15 protein-coding genes and 2 pseudogenes are annotated in these 16,437 nt (G+C 59.5%); 9 read left to right on the forward strand and 8 right to left on the reverse strand.

What is annotated here, in order from left to right; genetic code table 11:
- Positions 1-20: 20 nt before the first annotated feature.
- Entirely contained in the window at positions 21-1,220 is a 1,200-nt protein-coding gene (locus ABIE49_RS08625) for a pyridoxal-phosphate-dependent aminotransferase family protein (RefSeq protein ID WP_192737891.1), read from the reverse strand.
- Between the two features lie 187 nt (positions 1,221-1,407).
- Between ABIE49_RS08625 and ABIE49_RS08630 the strand changes: the two are divergent.
- From ABIE49_RS08630 to ABIE49_RS08640, 3 genes and pseudogenes are all read left to right on the forward strand, one after another.
- Positions 1,408-4,420, forward strand: a pseudogene (locus tag ABIE49_RS08630) (FAD-binding and (Fe-S)-binding domain-containing protein).
- Positions 4,413-4,841, forward strand: a complete 429-nt coding sequence (locus ABIE49_RS08635) for a GlcG/HbpS family heme-binding protein (protein ID WP_192737892.1) — start codon at positions 4,413-4,415, stop codon at positions 4,839-4,841. Before ABIE49_RS08630 ends, ABIE49_RS08635 begins: the two are co-directional and overlap by 8 nt.
- A gap of 589 nt (positions 4,842-5,430) precedes the next feature.
- Positions 5,431-6,231, forward strand: a complete 801-nt coding sequence (locus ABIE49_RS08640; protein WP_192737921.1) for a metal-dependent phosphohydrolase — start codon at positions 5,431-5,433, stop codon at positions 6,229-6,231.
- Positions 6,232-6,705: 474 nt separating this feature from the next.
- Here the strand turns inward: ABIE49_RS08640 and ABIE49_RS08645 are convergent, their stop codons facing one another.
- The 3 genes from ABIE49_RS08645 to ABIE49_RS08655 are packed head-to-tail and all read right to left on the reverse strand — an operon-like array spanning position 6,706 to position 8,140.
- Positions 6,706-7,272 carry a hypothetical protein gene (locus tag ABIE49_RS08645; protein ID WP_192737893.1) on the reverse strand — a complete coding sequence of 189 codons (567 nt, stop codon included), beginning with the start codon at positions 7,270-7,272 and terminating at the stop codon, positions 6,706-6,708.
- Positions 7,273-7,274: 2 nt separating this feature from the next.
- Complete coding sequence (locus tag ABIE49_RS08650) at positions 7,275-7,856, reverse strand: hypothetical protein (protein ID WP_192737894.1); 582 nt, start codon at positions 7,854-7,856, stop codon at positions 7,275-7,277.
- Positions 7,853-8,140, reverse strand: coding sequence for a hypothetical protein (locus tag ABIE49_RS08655; RefSeq protein WP_192737895.1), 288 nt, complete (start codon positions 8,138-8,140; stop codon positions 7,853-7,855). The genes ABIE49_RS08650 and ABIE49_RS08655 overlap by 4 nt, the downstream gene beginning before the upstream one ends.
- A gap of 263 nt (positions 8,141-8,403) precedes the next feature.
- Between ABIE49_RS08655 and ABIE49_RS08660 the strand changes: the two genes are divergently transcribed.
- Positions 8,404-8,778, forward strand: coding sequence for a hypothetical protein (locus tag ABIE49_RS08660; protein ID WP_192737896.1), 375 nt, complete (start codon positions 8,404-8,406; stop codon positions 8,776-8,778).
- A 53-nt stretch (positions 8,779-8,831) separates the two neighbouring features.
- Here the strand turns inward: ABIE49_RS08660 and ABIE49_RS08665 are convergent, their stop codons facing one another.
- Both ABIE49_RS08665 and ABIE49_RS08670 read right to left on the reverse strand, forming a co-directional pair.
- Positions 8,832-9,539 carry a hypothetical protein gene (locus ABIE49_RS08665; protein WP_192737897.1) on the reverse strand — a complete coding sequence of 236 codons (708 nt, stop codon included), beginning with the start codon at positions 9,537-9,539 and terminating at the stop codon, positions 8,832-8,834.
- A gap of 478 nt (positions 9,540-10,017) precedes the next feature.
- Positions 10,018-10,266: a helix-turn-helix domain-containing protein gene (locus tag ABIE49_RS08670; protein ID WP_192737898.1), complete on the reverse strand. Its 249-nt coding sequence runs from the start codon at positions 10,264-10,266 to the stop codon at positions 10,018-10,020.
- 121 nt (positions 10,267-10,387) lie between these two features.
- On the opposite strand from ABIE49_RS08670, the gene ABIE49_RS08675 reads away from it, so the two are divergent.
- The 4 genes from ABIE49_RS08675 (at position 10,388) to ABIE49_RS08690 (ending at position 13,529) form a co-directional block, all read left to right on the forward strand.
- Positions 10,388-11,215 (forward strand): YqaJ viral recombinase family nuclease, encoded by an 828-nt coding sequence (locus tag ABIE49_RS08675; protein WP_354066673.1) that lies wholly within the window; start codon positions 10,388-10,390, stop codon positions 11,213-11,215.
- Positions 11,196-12,491: an ERF family protein gene (locus ABIE49_RS08680; protein ID WP_192737900.1), complete on the forward strand. Its 1,296-nt coding sequence runs from the start codon at positions 11,196-11,198 to the stop codon at positions 12,489-12,491. Before ABIE49_RS08675 ends, ABIE49_RS08680 begins: the two co-directional genes overlap by 20 nt.
- A 56-nt stretch (positions 12,492-12,547) precedes the next feature.
- Positions 12,548-13,108 carry a hypothetical protein gene (locus tag ABIE49_RS08685; RefSeq protein ID WP_192737901.1) on the forward strand — a complete coding sequence of 187 codons (561 nt, stop codon included), beginning with the start codon at positions 12,548-12,550 and terminating at the stop codon, positions 13,106-13,108.
- A gap of 274 nt (positions 13,109-13,382) precedes the next feature.
- Positions 13,383-13,529 carry a hypothetical protein gene (locus ABIE49_RS08690; RefSeq protein ID WP_192737902.1) on the forward strand — a complete coding sequence of 49 codons (147 nt, stop codon included), beginning with the start codon at positions 13,383-13,385 and terminating at the stop codon, positions 13,527-13,529.
- A gap of 50 nt (positions 13,530-13,579) precedes the next feature.
- Here ABIE49_RS08690 and ABIE49_RS08695 read toward each other — a convergent pair.
- A pseudogene (locus ABIE49_RS08695) lies at positions 13,580-14,341 on the reverse strand (IS5 family transposase).
- A 115-nt stretch (positions 14,342-14,456) separates the two neighbouring features.
- Here ABIE49_RS08695 and ABIE49_RS40025 point away from each other — a divergent pair.
- Positions 14,457-14,714 (forward strand): hypothetical protein, encoded by a 258-nt coding sequence (locus ABIE49_RS40025; RefSeq protein WP_502915872.1) that lies wholly within the window; start codon positions 14,457-14,459, stop codon positions 14,712-14,714.
- A 1,183-nt stretch (positions 14,715-15,897) separates the two neighbouring features.
- Here the strand turns inward: ABIE49_RS40025 and ABIE49_RS08705 are convergent.
- Positions 15,898-16,107, reverse strand: coding sequence for a hypothetical protein (locus ABIE49_RS08705; protein WP_192737904.1), 210 nt, complete (start codon positions 16,105-16,107; stop codon positions 15,898-15,900).
- Positions 16,108-16,437: the final 330 nt, after the last annotated feature.

Below are 16,437 nucleotides of genomic sequence, written 5' to 3' on the forward strand. Positions count from 1 at the left end.
GTTGTTGGGTCGAGACCGGTTCAGGCGACGGCGACCTTTGGAATGGAAACCGCATCGCGTCCCTTGAGCACTTCCATCGCCGCCAGCACGCCCCCGCCTCGATGCGGTACCTTGGCGAGATCGAGACCCATTTCAACGCCCGACAGCGTGCCCATCAGCATCAGATCGTTGAAGTGGCCGATATGGCCGATCCGGAACACCTTGCCCTTGATCTTGTTGAGGCCGGTGCCGAGCGACATGTCGAAGTTTTCCAGCACCACTTTGCGGAAATTGTCGGCGTCATGACCTTCCGGCATCACCACGCCAGTCAGTGCGGGCGAATGCGCACCCTGTTCCTGGCACTGCGTTTCCAGGCCCCAGGTCTTGATGGCCGCGCGCGTTGCGGCGCTGTGGCGCTTGTGGCGGGCGAAGACGTTTTCCAGTCCCTCTTCTTCGAGCATCTTGACCGCTTCGCGAAGCCCGAACAGCAGATTGGTTGCCGGCGTATAGGGCCAGGTGCCCGCCTTGTTGATTGCGATGACTTCCTGCCAGTCCCAATAGGAACGCATCGCCGGATTGGCCTTCGCGACCGCGAGCGCCTTTTCCGACACCGCGTTGAAGCCGAGACCCGGCGGCAGCATCAGACCCTTCTGCGATCCCGCGACCGACACGTCGATGCCCCAGGCGTCGTGCTCATATTCCAGTGAGCCGAGACCGGAGATGGTGTCGACCATCAGCAGCGCCGGATGCTTGACACGATCGAGGATCTTGCGGACTTCGAGCGGATAGGTGACGCAGGCGGTCGATGTCTCGTTGTGGACGACGCACACAGCCTTGATCTTGTGCGCCTTGTCGGCCGACAACCGCGCCTCGATTTGCTCAAGATCGGCGCCATGGCGCCAGTCACCGGGCATGAAATCCACGTCAAGCTTGAATTTCTCGGCGATGCCGCGCCACAGCACGGCAAACTGCCCCGTCTCCGCCATCAGCACCTTGTCGCCGGGCTGCAACGTATTGACGAGGGCTGCCTCCCAGGCACCGGTGCCCGACGACGGGTAGATGATCACGGGCTGCTTGGTGCGGAACACCCGCTGCATGGCCGCCAGCACCGCGTGGCCGATCTCGGCGAATTCGGGACCCCGGTGATCCATGGTTGGCATGTCCATGGCGCGCAGCACCCGGTCCGGGACGTTGGTCGGTCCCGGAATCTGCAGAAAATGCCGTCCAGAGTGCACAGTCATGGGGCGTCCTTCCCGGTCTTGTCTTTGGCTTCACAAGTCTTGGCTTCACGAGCCGCTCGAATATCACTATTCGGCGGGCTTGTCCCCCGCCCGGCGGGGCCCGTCAATGCACAAGAAGCAGGGCTTTGCCTTGCCAAGGCGGACCCCGGCAGGCAAGACACTGAAGATCACTCACGAGACCAAGGCAATGGCGGCAACAGGGGCCGAAAAGTCACAAAATTCGGCTGAAAACAGCGCCCTCGCCGTGCGTCTTGCTCGCGAGATTACCGGCGACGTCTTCTTCGATGCGTTCAATCGTGGCCGCTACGCGACTGACGCCTCGTTCTACCAGATGATGCCCCTTGGCGTCGTGGTCCCCCGGACCATGGACGAGGCGTTGCGGACGCTGGCCATCGCAGGGGACGCTGGTCGAATCGTCACCCCGCGCGGCGGCGGCACCTCGCAATGCGGCCAGACCGTCAATGAGGGGATCGTCGTCGATTTTTCCAAATACCTGAATCGCGTCCTCTCGCTCGATGTCGAAAACCGCACCTGCGTTGTCGAACCCGGCATTGTGCTCGACGACCTCAACCGCCAGCTCAAGAAGCACGGGCTTTGGTTTCCGGTCGACGTTTCGACGGCCTCGCGCGCCACTATCGGCGGCATGGCCGGCAACAACTCGTGCGGCGGCCGCTCGCTGCGCTACGGCACCATGCGCGATAACACGTTGTCGATGGATGCGGCCCTGGCTGACGGCACGCTGCTGCATTTTGGCGATGTGCCGCGCGATCTCGCGCGCGTGAATTCACCAGCAAGCGGGCTTGCGCTGTTTCGCGACATGCTCGATCTCGGCAAGCGCGAGGCAGCCGAGATCGCCGAACGATTTCCACAAGTGCAGCGCCGCGTCGGCGGCTACAATCTCGATGCGCTGGTACCGCGCAACGCGGCGAATAACATGGCGCACCTTCTGATCGGCTCCGAAGGCACCCTCGCCTTCACCACGCAGGTCGAGCTCAAGCTATGGCCGATCATCCGCAACAAGGTGCTGGGTGTCTGTCATTTCGGCAGCTTCTATGAGGCGATGGACGCGGCCCAGCACCTGGTGAAGCTCCGCCCGATCGCGGTGGAACTGGTCGATCGCACCATGATCACATTGGGCCGCGAGATCGCGATGTTCCAGCCGATCATCAGCACCGCCGTGCGCGGCAACCCCGATGCGGTGCTGATCGTGGAATTCGCCGAGGAAGATCAGGCTGAAAACCAGCGCCGCCTGCAGCAGCTCGGCGAGCTGATGGCGGATCTCGGCTTCGGTTGGGACAAGCCGCAGCGCAAATGGGGCGGCGTGGTTGAAATCACAGAACCCGAGCTGCAGACCGGCATCGCCGATTTCCGCGCCGCGGGCCTCAACGTCATGATGTCGATGAAGCAGGAGGGCAAGCCGGTCTCCTTTGTCGAGGACTGCGCGGTGCCGCTGCCGCATCTTGCCGACTATACCGAACGCCTCAACGGTATTTTTGAAAAGCACGGCACACGCGGCACTATGTATGCGCATGCCTCCGAAGGCTGCCTGCACGTGCGCCCCGTGCTCAATCTGAAGCTGGAGAAGGACGTCAAGGCGATGCGCGCCATCGCCGAAGAGACCTTCGAGATGGTGCGCGAATACAAGGGCTCTCATTCCGGCGAGCACGGTGACGGCCTGGTCCGCTCCGAATTCCATGAAGCCATGTTCGGTTCGCGCATCGTTGCTGATTTCCGGGAGGTCAAGCAGCGCTTCGACCCGGACAACCTCCTCAATCCCGGCAAGATCGTCGATCCGCCCAAAATGGACGACCGCTCGCTGTTTCGCTATCCGCCGGATTATCGTATCGGCGAACTCAAAACGGCGCTTGATTGGTCGGCCTATCCCGGCGCGGGCGGCGGCTTCCAGGGGGCCGTCGAGATGTGCAACAACAACGGCGCCTGCCGGAAGCTCGAAGGCGGCGTGATGTGTCCGTCCTACCGTGCGACCCGCAACGAGAAGGACGTCACCCGCGGCCGCGCCAACACGCTGCGACTGGCGATCTCCGGTCAACTCGGACCGAACGCGCTGGCTTCCGACGAGATGATGGACACGTTGAAACTCTGCGTCTCCTGCAAGGCCTGCCGCCACGAATGCCCGACCGGCGTGGACATGGCCAAGATGAAGATCGAGGTGATGGCGGCACGCGCGGCAACACACGGCCTATCGCTGCGCGACCGACTGGTTGGATATCTGCCCCACTATGCCAGCCTCGCGTCCCGCGTCGCCCCGCTCGCCAACTTGCGCAACGGCAGTCCGTTGCTGCGCAAGCTGTTTGAAAAATTCGCCGGCATCAGCGCGCAGCGCGCCCTGCCTGCATTCCGACGCGATGTGTTCCGAACCGATGCCGAGGCCTTCGGGCCTGAGAATGGCCGCGAAGTCGTGCTCTTCGCCGATACCTTCAACCGTGCCTATGACCGGGAAAACCTCGACGCCGCGCTACGCGTGCTGGTTGAAGGCGGATACCGCGTCCACATTCCAAAACCGGCAGACCACGCGCGGCCGCTGTGCTGCGGGCGCACGTTCCTCTCTGCAGGTCTGGTCGATCAAGCGCGAGCCGAATTGGACCGGCTGGTCGCAACCTACGCGCCGTTCGCCGCGCGCGGCGTACCGATCGTCGGACTGGAGCCGAGTTGTCTTCTGACGCTGCGCGATGAGCTGCTTTCCTTGCGCTCCGATAACGACGCCAAGAGCATCGGTGCGCATGCGCTGCTGTTCGAGGAATTCCTGGTTCGCGAGGCGGAGGCCGGCCGTCTGCAGCTGCCGCTTGGTTCGATGCCCGCCAAGGCGCTGGTTCACGGCCACTGCCATCAGAAGTCATTTGGTGCGTTCAAGCCGGTCGAAAAAGCGCTTCGCCTCGTGCCCGACCTGAACGTCGAGATCATCGAGTCCAGTTGCTGCGGCATGGCCGGCGCCTTCGGCTATGGTGCCGACACCTACCCACGCGTCGATGGAAATGGCCGAGCTCTCACTGCTGCCGGCCATCCGCGGCGCCGACCAGACCACACTAATCGTCGCCGATGGCACCTCGTGCCGGCATCAGATCAAGGATGGCAGCGGGCGATCAGCCCTTCACGTCGCGCGTGTTCTGGCCATGAGCCTGGACCGTGCAAAGCCCAATTCACCTCTCTCCTCCCATGCAAAGGAACCGACCCATGACTGAACTCACCCTCGACGTCGCCCGCAAGATTCTTGATGCCGCCCTTGCCAAAGGCGTCGAGAAAAAACTGAAGCCGCTGGTCATCACCATTCTCGATGCCCGCGGTTGCGTCAAAGTCACGGCGGCGCAGGACGGCACCAGCCTGATGCGGGCCGAAATCGCACACGGCAAGGCCTATGGCGCGCTGGCGCTGGGCATGGGCTCACGCGCGCTGTTCCAGCGCGCGCAGGAGCAGGCTTATTTCGTCAGCGCGGTGAATACGATGGCTCAAGGTCGCCTCATCCCGGTGCCCGGCGGGGTGTTGATCCAGGATGGTGGCGTTCTGCTTGGCGCGGTCGGCGTCAGCGGCGACACCTCTGACAATGATGAAGTCTGCGCCGTCGCGGGCATCGAGGCAGCCGGGCTGAAGGCGAATGCGGGATAACGACACGCGCGAGTTTCGTGCCGTGAACCGGGCCAAATACGCGGTCTACACAACCCAAACTTGGAGTCGACGCGCCAGATACCTCGCGCCGGCGCAGGTACCTCCAGCCCCTTCAGGGCGCTCGAAAGCTCCGGGCCAGTCTACGACCCCCCATCCCCAAGAACGACCGGGAGGTCCTTTGGGCCGGCCGGACCGCGCTAGGCCACGGGCTAGAATGCCATGGCGCGGTGGCTGAGCTTTGACCCGCCCGCGCGCGATGGTTTGGCATTCGTTCATTGCCGAGACCTTCGCATAGCCGGATCATTCCGCAATCTGGCTATAAGGTATCAGCAACCGAAAAATTTCAATTGCCGGACGCGAGATGTCGCGCACGCAAACGGTGATCGGCTGAGATTCGAGCGTCCGAATCCCGCGCCCGGCGAGCCGGCACGTACCGCACTTTCCGACGTCCAGTGCCTGAAACTCCCCGTTGGATAAATCCGCTCAGAAGTTTCAAAGCGAAGTGCTATCGTTTGGCCGCATCGGTCACCCCGGAGAATGTCGATGAAAACGATCACAGCATCGGCGGCAAAAAAATCTCGGTAGATTCCTGGCTAAAGATTTCCGTCAAATCTTTGGGTCTACGCATGACGAAACGGCCGAGCGCCTATCATCGCTGGCACGCAGTACGATCGAGTGTTTGGGACGCAGTGATGCGCTTTACCACAATATGGAACATACCTTCCTCGTCACCATGGTTGGTCGCGACATCCTCCAGGGCTTTTCGCTTTCGCATCGAATCGAACCGAGTGACTACAGTCACTTGATCTGCGCCTGCCTGTTGCACGACATCGGCTATGTTCGCGGTGTCTTGAGCGGAGATACGGCGACCGAGTTTGTGATCGATGACAACAACACAAAGATCAGCCTGCCGCGCGGCGCCTCAGATGCCGCTCTTACGCCGTATCACGTGGATCGATCCAAGATGTTTGCTATGGAAAGGCTCGGCAGCTCCCCGCTGGTGGACGCATCGCGCGTGGCACAGGCAATCGAACTGACCCGATTTCCTGCAAGGATTGATCAAACGGCTGAGACCGTCGGGCTAGAGCCAAAGCTGGTCCAGGCTGCCGATCTGATCGGCCAGCTCGGCGATCCAATGTATCCCCGAAAAGCCAACGCGCTCTACGTCGAATTCGAAGAAATCGGGATGAACCGCCAACTCGGCTATTCCTCGCCGGCGGATCTGATTGACAAATATCCAAGCTTCTTCTGGAATTGCGTCTCAATGCATATCGAGGATGGTATCAAGTATCTCAATTTGGCGGTTTCGGGTCGCCAGTGGATCGCAAACTTGCATCACCACGTTCTCTGCGCCGAACACGCCCATCGCTTCATGGGCCCTCAGCGCTGAAACAAACGGCTATTGGCACGAGTTTTGTCGATACGCATGAGCCGCCGCCCACGCCTCAACAATAACGCAGTCGGATACTGGCGCATTCGTCTGAAGCGTGGATGGCTGGGACTGGCGACCTTCCAGTCAGCGAGATGACCGAAGCCGAGAGGCCCTCACCTACCTCGCGCTTCATCCTGCAGGCCTCCGCTGTGCCAACCCCTCCCCGTGGCGAACCCGTCCTCACTGTGGTCCCGGCAGCGGGCGTAGTACACGATCGCCAACGCCGTGGTCGAACATGGAAACACGTGCCTCGCAGCACGGACCGGACCCTTGGAAGAAGCTATGCACTCTGGCGGTCCCCTGAAATCATTCAAGAAAATTGGGTTCGTTTGGCAAAAAAGCGGCAGCGCATTTATTGCGCGATATGGTTTATCTAAGCAACTATAAATTGTTGACATGGCTCGGTCGCTCAACTCGTCGAACACAACCTTGTTATTCGCAGAATGGAGACGAGTTGCGATGGGTTTTCATAACGATTTGCCGAATAGCTTTATCTCGCCGTGCAGCGGCGCGCGATTCGTAGCGGGCGAGCTTGGTGAGTTCTGGCAGCGCACGCCGAACGGCTTCCGCGGTGCGTTCAATTCCTCCCGAGGGCATCGTCGCCAAAGGATCAATCCGGCGCGGCAGTTCGCCGCCCATGATCAAATCGAGGATTTTTCTTACGCTACGAACATCGTCGAATAGCGGGCCATCCAATGTCCCGACCGCTGACGCCCGCTCGATGAGCGCGACCTTGACCCGCCGCACCCGGGCTAGATCGATCTCGGCATAGGCAGCGACCCGGGCGAACTGCAAGAGGATGGCATCGTCGGCGCTCCCGGCGATTTCACGCGCGAATTTCTCGACCTGCTCGGCGAGCGCGGTGTTGGAGAACAAATTCGCAGTCAGACCGTGGACCGTCGCGTTACCGCCTGCCCGCTTCCTGCCGGAACGCGATCGCGGCCCAGTGCTCTTGCTGGCATTGCGCCGGTTGGCAGCGATCTGCCGCGCGGTCGCCATGGTCAGGCCGAGGCCTGATCATCGGTTAACCGATGGAACGACTCGGCTTCGATGATTCGCTCTGACTTTTCCTGCACGCGCTTGGCAAAGCTTTCGCGGTTCTCCGCGATGCCTCGGATCGCCCGATTGCGACGAACTACTAGCGCCATCATCATCCGGTCGAGCACTTCTAATTCGGACGCCAGCTTTTTTATCGCTTCGGCTTCGATCGCGGTTTCATCAAGATGAAATCGGCCCAGGATTTTCGCCACTTTGTCCTTGGCTTTCGGATCGGTAAACCAGGCAAAAGCCAGGTCTTGCAACTCTTCGTACGGCGCGGATTCCCCCGGTTCCGTCCACAGCTGCGCCAGCAGGGTCGCCAGTGACGCGCGAAAGGCGGTATTGATCATGGCCGCTTTGCAGCGATTGATGCGGACCATCTCCCAGACGACCTGAGCGGTTTCGGCTACCTGCATTTGTTCGATGATGCCGCGGGGAGCAATCTCCTGCACCAGCATCGCCTGTAACCGGTCGAATTCGTCCGCCGACTCCGTCATCAGCAAGGCCGGCCGCGAGATCAGCGCCAGGGTTTCGCCTTGGGTCATTTTGTTCTCTCCAAACCTGCACGGAACCTGCGAAAATAAGCAACTGAATCTTCCTCGCTGAGAGAATCCACCCTTCTGATCGGATCTGCGGTTGCGATCGCAAGAGATTTGGGCGGCTTGCCAAAACCTCGATCGAGTAACGTCGTGATCGCGGCCAGACGAGCGGCGTGACTATCAGTACGGTGTATAATGTCGACAAGTTCTACGATCGCCTCCGCAGTGTACCGCTGGGCCTGTCCCGCCAGCGAGGGAACTTCCATTTTTCGTTTCTTCGGACGCTTCATGACGGTTCCTGACGCAGAGTGATGGGTTAGCTAATAAATCCGCTTCTCCTCGTTTAAAATCCAGCACACCCAATTTCGCGCATTAATTAATGACTCGATTTCGCGGATCTCATCCCGCATTCTCGGTCCAACAGCGCATCGCTCGGGCGCCTGCGAAAATCCCGCGCTAATCGCTGCGTCCATTCGGGGGTGTAGGGTTTTCGGCCAATTGGGAAGGCGGTATGGGGTTCTCTTTGCTCGTATCGAAATCGTGAAACGAACAGATGACCCAACTCTCGAAGCGGACGCACCGGTCGCGAACGAAACGTCAGAAAAAATCGGCCACTGACCGAGCCTCTTTAAAATTTCTAGCCCAGAAACACGTTTCGGTAGCGATCGCAGGACTGGTCCGTATCATGCGAACCAGCAACAGCGACAGCCTGCGGGTATCGGCGATCAACATGCTGTTGGATCGGGGATATGGCAGACCGCCGCAGTCACTGGACGTTGCGGTTTGGGACGCACCCTCCTTACCCGAGATCAGGGACGACATGAGCCTGAAGGAACTGCAGGCGGCGTACAAAGAGCTCCGCAATATGCCGGCCGCAGCAATACAGTTATTGAGGCAAACCCTCATTCGTGAGGAGGGCCATCATTAACGCGGTGGCCTGATGCCAAGTCGGGCCCACGCGCATAGGACCGAAAGGCTATATCACGCCGTTGATGGAGTGCTGCGAATTAGAGGTCGACCTCGTCGATCCCATCGAGCCCCGGTTTTCGCGATAGCCGATTTCCAAATCGCGTCAAATTGACGGCCAGAAACGCCAAAATTTTCCATAGCCTCCAGGCGTAACGCCGGTTTCGGCTGAGGCTTGTTTTCGGGACTGGCGCGCATTTTCTGCTTCAACCAGTCGGCGCAAACCTTTGCCGCCGGAGCTGGTTTCGACCGCTCTCGTTTTTCCATCCATCGCAAAACCTCAGCGTTGTCGACGAGCAGACGCCTCCCCTCGTAACGCTCGGTGCGTTCGCCCGTTGAGGAGCGGATGACCCCACTCCGAATCATCTGGTCGTTGAAGGCCGCGTGATGCCAATCCTCGGACGATAAGCGAACGAAGGCCAATATCGCTGGTTCCCATACGATCGCCGAGAGGCGGGCACTCGCTAACGCTTCTATTATTTCTAAAATTGCAAGCTCCCGTTTCCGCCAGAAGGACAACCCCATCCTTCGCGACTCATTTTCGTCACGTGCGTTTGGCAATCGGTGCAACTTGCCGAATATCTGTTGGAGTAAAGGTTCCGGAAACGCCATCTCAATCTGGCGGTTCGAAATGGCGGCGGCCCGAAGCGCGACCACTTCCGGCAGCGTCATATAGTCAAGCGGGATCGGATCGATAGCCGATGGCGCATCTTGAGTTTGCATTGCCTGCTCCTCACATAGAAAAGCTCTGCTCCTAACCCGAGCTACATCACAATGACTCCGGTGCCAAACATCGAAGAGTAAAGCATGGGTAATTGTGGCTTATCAGCAACAATTTGGCTAAGCAGGAGAAGCACCGCTATCGCTGCTTTTGTTGGGAGCACGCCGGGAGGCGAACTATTCGAGTTTTTGGACGCTACGACCAAATTGACCGCAATGCCCTCGCATGGAAATATCGGGATCTTGCGTGCTATCTGGACCCACGGTTAGTTCACGTTGCCCTGACGAGGAATGCCGCCGCCGCGACGTGACAGCTTCATCCACCCTTTAAGAGCGATGTTTTGCGCGGATATCCATTCTATCCGGGTGCGGATCGGCATCGTGGTTCTAATAAAAATCAACTACCGAGAGCCGTCGCGTGCGAAGCGGTTATCACGCGGCGCGACGATCGGCCTGACAGTTTTGATGAGCCGCCCTGTCCTCATGCGCGCCGTTCTCGTCTCACCTCGCGAAATCGAACACCAACGCCGCCTCCGTTGTCGTCGATGAGCTCGACTCCAGCCCGTTCAAGAGTGTGACGAACCACGACCAGGGTTGCCCGGCGGGGCTGATTCACGCCCGCTTCCACCTGCCGGATGGTCACAACGCCAACTCCGGCCTCTCTCGCGAGATCCTGTTGACTCCAGTCGAGCAAGCCCCGGGCGGCTCGGCATTGGGCGGGGGAAATCATGGAAATCCTCGGGTAATTGCATTTTTTCCGCCACTTCTATCGAAAATAAATTGATCAATCGTTAAAGCGATGATAAAAGTCATTTGCATCTGAAAACGACATAATGGCGGGAGGTTTTATCATGAGTGTTAGCTCTAGAAAGACGCTCGATAGGGGAGCTTTCATCGGCGGCTCGGACGCTCGGATTATCATGGGCGACAACGAGGCGGCCCTGCTGCAGCTTTGGCGCGAGAAACGAGGCGAGGTCGAGCCTGAAGACCTATCCCACAACCTAATCGTCCAGCTCGGCACTATCACCGAACATCTCAACCGAAACTGGTACGAGCGGAATACCGGCCAGATTGTTACCGAGGTGCAGCGACAGGTTTTTCATCCGGTAAAGCGGTGGATGGCCGCCACACTGGACGGGATGGTCGTGGGAACGGGCGCCGTCTTCGAGGCCAAGTTCATGCTGCCGTGGTCGTTCTCGGAGGAGGGCGCAGCCGAAAAACACATGGCGCAACTGCAGCACAATATGTGGGTCACGGCCTCAAGGACGGCGGTGCTGTCGATCATCACCGGTGGCGGCAAATGGGTGGAGATGACAATTCCAGCCGATCCGCTGTACCAGCATCTGCTGATCACGGCGGAGAAGCGATTTTGGCGCTGCGTCGAGAGCGGCGAAAGCCCTCACCTCTTCGGGGTCGGTCCGCCACGGCCGAAAATCGAGGCCGTCCGGACCGTCGACATGAGCGGATCAAACGCCTGGGCAGAGCTTGCGGGCCTGTTTCAGGCAACCCGCCAGGCGGCGCTCGACCACGAGCGATCAAAGACCGAACTGAAGGCGTTGGTGCCGGAGGATGCCCGGGAAGCCTCGGGCCATGGCATCCGCGCCAGGCGCTCGAAATCCGGCGCCATCAGTTTTGACATCGTAGCAGAGGAGCCGCGCCATGCAGCGATCCAGCGATAAAGTCGGCGCGCTGGCGGCAGCGCTGGCCAAGGCGCAACGTGAAATCGCTAACCCGGAAAAATTGCTCACTGCAACCATCGAGTCGCCATTCCCCCGCGAGGGTCAGCGGACCTTTCACTATGCCCCCTTGTCGAAGGGCCTCGACATCGTCCGCAAATGTCTTGGCCAGCACGAGATCGCGACGATTCAGGCGACCGCCGTCGATCGGGACAGCGGCCTGATCAAGCTGACAACCACCCTTGTCCATGCCTCCGGTGAATGGGTGTCCTCCGACTGGCCGGTTTGCCCGGCCTCTGAGACGGCAGCTCCCCACCGAATGGGGGCGGCGCTGACCTATGCCCGGCGCTATGGCCTGTTCACCTTGGTCGGCATCGCCGGCGAGGACGATCTCGATGCACCGGACCTCGCACCGGGGCAGGCACCTCCAGCCCCTTCCGAAGGCCCGCCGATGCGCTCGAAAGCCTCGGGTACGCCGCCGTGCCTGCCACCTCCAAGAACGGTTGACAGGTCCTCAGGCCGGCCGGCGCCTAACAAGAAAAATCATGCAAAGACCACCCCGCTGGCGGCTGATGCCTCGGCAGCCCTCAAGGAGCTTCTCATCTGCGAGCTTGGCGAACTGGTTGATGTCACCTCTTTGACCAGTTGGGCTTACACCGCGCTGTCCCGAATGAGCGGTCTTAGCAATGCAGATGCCGGAGCGGTCGAGGTCGCATTCGCGGCAAGGCTGGCCGAGCTAGACACCGGAGCCTCGGATCGCCCGGCCACCAAACGGAGGTCGCCGTCCGACCACAGGGCTGGCGATGGCGCAAGATCAGGTGCCAGTGAGGCCGCCATCCCTGCCCCCTCCGTCGCCTTTACTTCCGCGCAAGTCACGATGCTGGCCAAACCTACCAGAGAGCGCGACCGCCGGCATCTGAAGTTTGTGGCAGGCCGACCGTGCCTGGTCTGCGGCCGCACGCCATCGGATCCGCATCACATCAAGTTTGCCGAAAACTGGACCGTCGGGCGAAAGGTCAGCGACCGCTTCACCGTGCCAGTATGCCGACTGCACCACCATGAACTTCATCGGCAGGGCAACGAGCGCCTCTGGTGGCAGCACAAAGGCATTGAGCCCCTCCAGGTTGCAAGGGCACTCTGGGAGGAAACCCACACGCCTGTGCCTGAGGAAATGATTGATGACGCCAGCAATAACGAGAGCGTCGCGGACCAACCTGATTTGAATGAGCGGCCTCAAAATAACGAAACGAAGCCAATTTTCCGACCGGCGGCACGATGACGTCGTCTCGGCAAATTGACGCCAATCGGCGTAACGCAAAACTCAGCACGGGACCGGTGACCGAAGAAGGCAAACAGCATTCGCGCCGCAATGCGGTCCGCCACGGGCTCACCGCAGAGACCGTTATCGGTGCGCTCGAAGACGCCGAGGACTACGCCGCGTTCGAAATGGCCGTCACCGCTGACTTTGACGCCACGTCAACGGTCGAACGCGAACTCGTGCTGCGACTGGCAAGCCTGCTGTGGCGCCTGCGTCGGGCTACCGCAATCGAAAGCGGCCTGTTCAGGATTCAAGCCCTTCATCTCCTGAAATTCCGACGAACCCGGCGAGCCCATCACGAGGGGCAAAAAATAATCGACAGCCTGTATGACGGCTCGGTCGCCATGGCCGAGCCCGCGTCGTTTGCCGAGGGTGACGGCGAGCCGGTTTCGAACGCCGACAAGTTTAACAGTGTCACGCAATCGTTCCTGCGGCTGGCCAATCTGCCAAGTTTCCCGCTCGATCGCCTAAGCCGCTACGAGGCCACGCTATGGCGTCAGGCCTGCCAGACCCTGTTTGCTCTGCAATTCCTGAACCGCGCCAGGCCACGCGTCAGAATGCCATGGCGCGGCGGCTGAGCTTTGACCCGCCCGCGTGCGATGGTTTGGCATTCGTTCGTTGCCGAGACCTTCGGCATAACCGGATGATCCCGCAATCTGGCTAAAAGGTATTAGCAACCGAAAAATCTCAATTGCCGGACGCGGGTTGTCGCAGACGCACGCAAACGGTGCAGGGCTTTTCGCTATCGCATCGGCTCGAACCGAGTGACTACAGTAACTTGATCTGCGCCTACCTGTTGCACGACATCGGCTATGTTCGCAGAAACTTAGCGGAGACACGGAGACCGAGTTTGTGATCGATGACAACAACACAACGATCAGCTTGCCGCGCGGAGCCTCCGATGCAGCATTAACGCCGTATCACGTGGATCGATCCAAGATGTTTGCTATGGAACGGCTCGGCATCTCGCCGCTGGTGGACGCATCGCGCGTCGCATAGGCAATCGAATTGACTCGGTTCCCCGCAAGGAGCTCTAGGTGGTGTGGACACTAGCCCATCCACAGAACGATGGCTGCGAGAGTGACGACGGCCCGGTAATTCCGGGCCGTTTTTTCGAAGCGGGTTGCGACACGTCGGATCTATTTGAGCTTTGAGAAGCAGCATTCAACGAGATGGCGCTGGGCATAGAGGTGCTTGTCGAGCGGGTGTTAAGCGAGCGTGACGGGTTTGTTGGGGATTGCGAGCGCCCCCTTGGCGGCGATAGCTTGGCGCAAATGATCGGCGTCGTAGGCGGTATCGGCCATGACGACATCGGCAGGCAATCCCTCGATCAAGGCGGCGGCTTGCGGTGCATCGCCCTTCTGACCTGCGGTTAGGGTGAACCGCACAGGACATCCCAAGCCGCGAACGGCCATGTGTATCTTGGTGCTCAGGCCACCGCGCGAGCGGCCGATCGCCTGATCTTTCAGACCCCCTTTTTTCGCCCCGGCAGCGTGCTGATGCGCCCGGACGATGGTGAAATCAACGATCAGATATTCGAAGTCCGGATCATCGGACATTGCTTCGAATATCCGCCACCAAACACCTTTGATGCTCCATCGACTGAAGCGTCGGAACACGCTGTTCCAATCCCCAAACGCCTCTGGAAGATCGCGCCAGGGGGAGCCCGTGCGCACAATCCACAGCACCCCTTCCACGAACATCCGGTTGTCGCGTCCCGTCGAGCCCTTCTGGTCGGGCCGACCTATGATCAGCGGCGCCAGCCGCTCCCACGCAGCGTCGCTCAAAATCAAACGGTCCTTCACACCCAAGACTGCCTCCCAAAATGAAGCCTTGAATCTGATTTGCGCCTATGGGAATCCTTAGAGTCCACACCACCTAGAGCCAAAGCTGGCTGCCCATCTGATCGGTCAGCTCGGCGATCCAATGTATCCCCGAAAAGCCAACACGCTCTACGTCGAATTCGAAGAAATCGGGATGAACAGACAATTCGGCTATTCCTCGCCGGCGGATCTGATTGGCCAATATCCAAGCTTCTTGTGGAATTGCGTCTCAATGCATATCGAGGATGGTATCAAGTATCTCTATTTGACGGTTTCGGCTCGTCAGAGGATCGCAAACTTGCATCACCACGTTCTCTGCGCCGAACACGCCCATCGCTTCATGGGCCCTCAGCTCGCTTAAATGGCCGGTCCCGCTCGCCGTTCGCTGATCGTAATCGTGCTGGCGTGGTCCAAGATGGGCGTAACGTCGAATACGAAGTTGCTTTCGCTCAGCGAGGCCGTGTTAACCGGAACGTGACCGACTGCCGTCACCCAATATTTCGGTGCATCGCCATTACTCCGTCAGAGCATCTCAGGCATTCGACCCGCCACTTGGCGCATTCGCTCGTCGTTGCTGGTCCCCGCTTGGCCGGCGTCTCGACCGATTTGCGTAGGCGAAAGCAGCGGCGCCTCTCCACATTCTCCATAATCACGAGCGCATGCGTGCGGCCGACCGTTCGCCGCTAGACACATGGTCAGCAGGTGCTATCTTGAAAACTCTTTTGGAGAAAAAATGAGACTTATTGCAGCGCTAGTTTCGATTTTAGCATTGTCCGGGCAAGCGATCGCGCAAATCACAACATGCCAGTCGACACCGAAGGCCAGCGATCGCCTTGCTTGTTATGACAGAGGTACGCCGCCGACGGGCGCGCCAAGCCATAGCGATGAGCTGCGACTGCCGCCCCGACCGATCAAGCCAAGGGTGGTCGACATGCTTGCCGCCGAAAACTCAAAACTCGACGCCAAGCTAAAGACCATCTGCCGCGGGTGCTGAGCACGAAAAGGTTGAACGTGACTTGATCGCGGCCGAGCTTGATTGGCGGGAGGGTGCTGTCCTTCCCGCCCTACAACGGAGGTTTTCGCGCCCATGTTAGCGGCCCTCCCCCATCGTCGGGATTCCAAGCCGCGAACTGGTTCCAGCCGTGGGTGCGCACCATTGATCGATGGAAAACGCGAGCCCGAAAATCCAGGGGAATGCGGCCGGCGGCGAAGACGATAATGTCGTTGTCGTCTCATCAGATCAAGAAAGAGCGGCTGGCGCATCAAACATCGCCCAGAAATTGCACTTGAACTGCCCAACACCGAAGCAGCCAGGCAACTCATGAATCTTGCAACAGAACATGTACTCTGCAAGTGCATCGCGCTGATAACGGCGTTACACTCAGGACAAGCGGCCTGGCCGCCCCCTTACCTATACGGACTGTGAGGCAAGTCGGTCCTCCAATGACGCGTCTTACCTTCCATCCTCCCATCTGCATTGAAGAGGAATTGAAATCCCCGGCGGTCAGCATTGTTGGATCAAAATGAGGCCGGCGACGTAATGATCAGTTCAACGAAACGGTTTCGTGCAACTCCAAATCATGCGTAACGCCGGTGTGGTAGAGATCCTCGTTATCGTTCTGATTCTTGCGGAAGAGCGCCGAAAAGCCTTCAGCGATCCGCAGCCAGGCGGCCCTATCCTGTTCCTTCGTTGCCAACTTCGCATACTTGAACGCGGCCAACGCGCGGTGCCAATATTCGGCATCTCTGGCCATCAAAGAGCCCTCAAGCAAAATTCAGCTTCGAAATCGATCTAGCGGCACCGGTGTGACCAGCGCTAATTTAGCAACAATTTCAAATTTCGAACTGTGGGTCAATTGCCTTTTCCGGAGCTTCGCAATTTGCCGGGAGGCTGAGGGTTGGGCCGATGTCCGAAAAGGGCATCGGCGCTGTACGATTGCGTTTGCTCGCATCTTCCGTAATTCTACGGGCTCGATAGTCCGCCGCGGTTTTCGCGTTGGCGTTCGGATGGAAACATCGCCGAGTTCTCCCGCTCCTCGCGTGGTGGTAGCCGACGTATTACAAATCGTGACAGCGGACCTATC

This window comes from Bradyrhizobium sp. OAE829, assembly GCF_040546575.1.
GTDB lineage: Bacteria > Pseudomonadota > Alphaproteobacteria > Rhizobiales > Xanthobacteraceae > Bradyrhizobium.

Bases quoted from the DNA above. Each gene is read 5' to 3' on its own strand.
- ABIE49_RS08665 (WP_192737897.1), bottom strand. From the start codon at position 9,539: ATGCAAACTCAAGATGCGCCATCGGCTATCGATCCGATCCCGCTTGAC.
- ABIE49_RS08660 (WP_192737896.1), top strand. From the start codon at position 8,404: ATGACCCAACTCTCGAAGCGGACGCACCGGTCGCGAACGAAACGTCAG.
- ABIE49_RS08670 (WP_192737898.1), bottom strand. From the start codon at position 10,266: ATGATTTCCCCCGCCCAATGCCGAGCCGCCCGGGGCTTGCTCGACTGG.
- ABIE49_RS08645 (WP_192737893.1), bottom strand. From the start codon at position 7,272: ATGGCGACCGCGCGGCAGATCGCTGCCAACCGGCGCAATGCCAGCAAG.
- ABIE49_RS08650 (WP_192737894.1), bottom strand. From the start codon at position 7,856: ATGACCCAAGGCGAAACCCTGGCGCTGATCTCGCGGCCGGCCTTGCTG.
- ABIE49_RS08655 (WP_192737895.1), bottom strand. From the start codon at position 8,140: ATGAAGCGTCCGAAGAAACGAAAAATGGAAGTTCCCTCGCTGGCGGGA.
- ABIE49_RS08625 (WP_192737891.1), bottom strand. From the start codon at position 1,220: ATGACTGTGCACTCTGGACGGCATTTTCTGCAGATTCCGGGACCGACC.
- ABIE49_RS08635 (WP_192737892.1), top strand. From the start codon at position 4,413: ATGACTGAACTCACCCTCGACGTCGCCCGCAAGATTCTTGATGCCGCC.
- ABIE49_RS40025 (WP_502915872.1), top strand. From the start codon at position 14,457: ATGTATCCCCGAAAAGCCAACACGCTCTACGTCGAATTCGAAGAAATC.
- ABIE49_RS08680 (WP_192737900.1), top strand. From the start codon at position 11,196: ATGCAGCGATCCAGCGATAAAGTCGGCGCGCTGGCGGCAGCGCTGGCC.
- ABIE49_RS08675 (WP_354066673.1), top strand. From the start codon at position 10,388: ATGAGTGTTAGCTCTAGAAAGACGCTCGATAGGGGAGCTTTCATCGGC.
- ABIE49_RS08705 (WP_192737904.1), bottom strand. From the start codon at position 16,107: ATGGCCAGAGATGCCGAATATTGGCACCGCGCGTTGGCCGCGTTCAAG.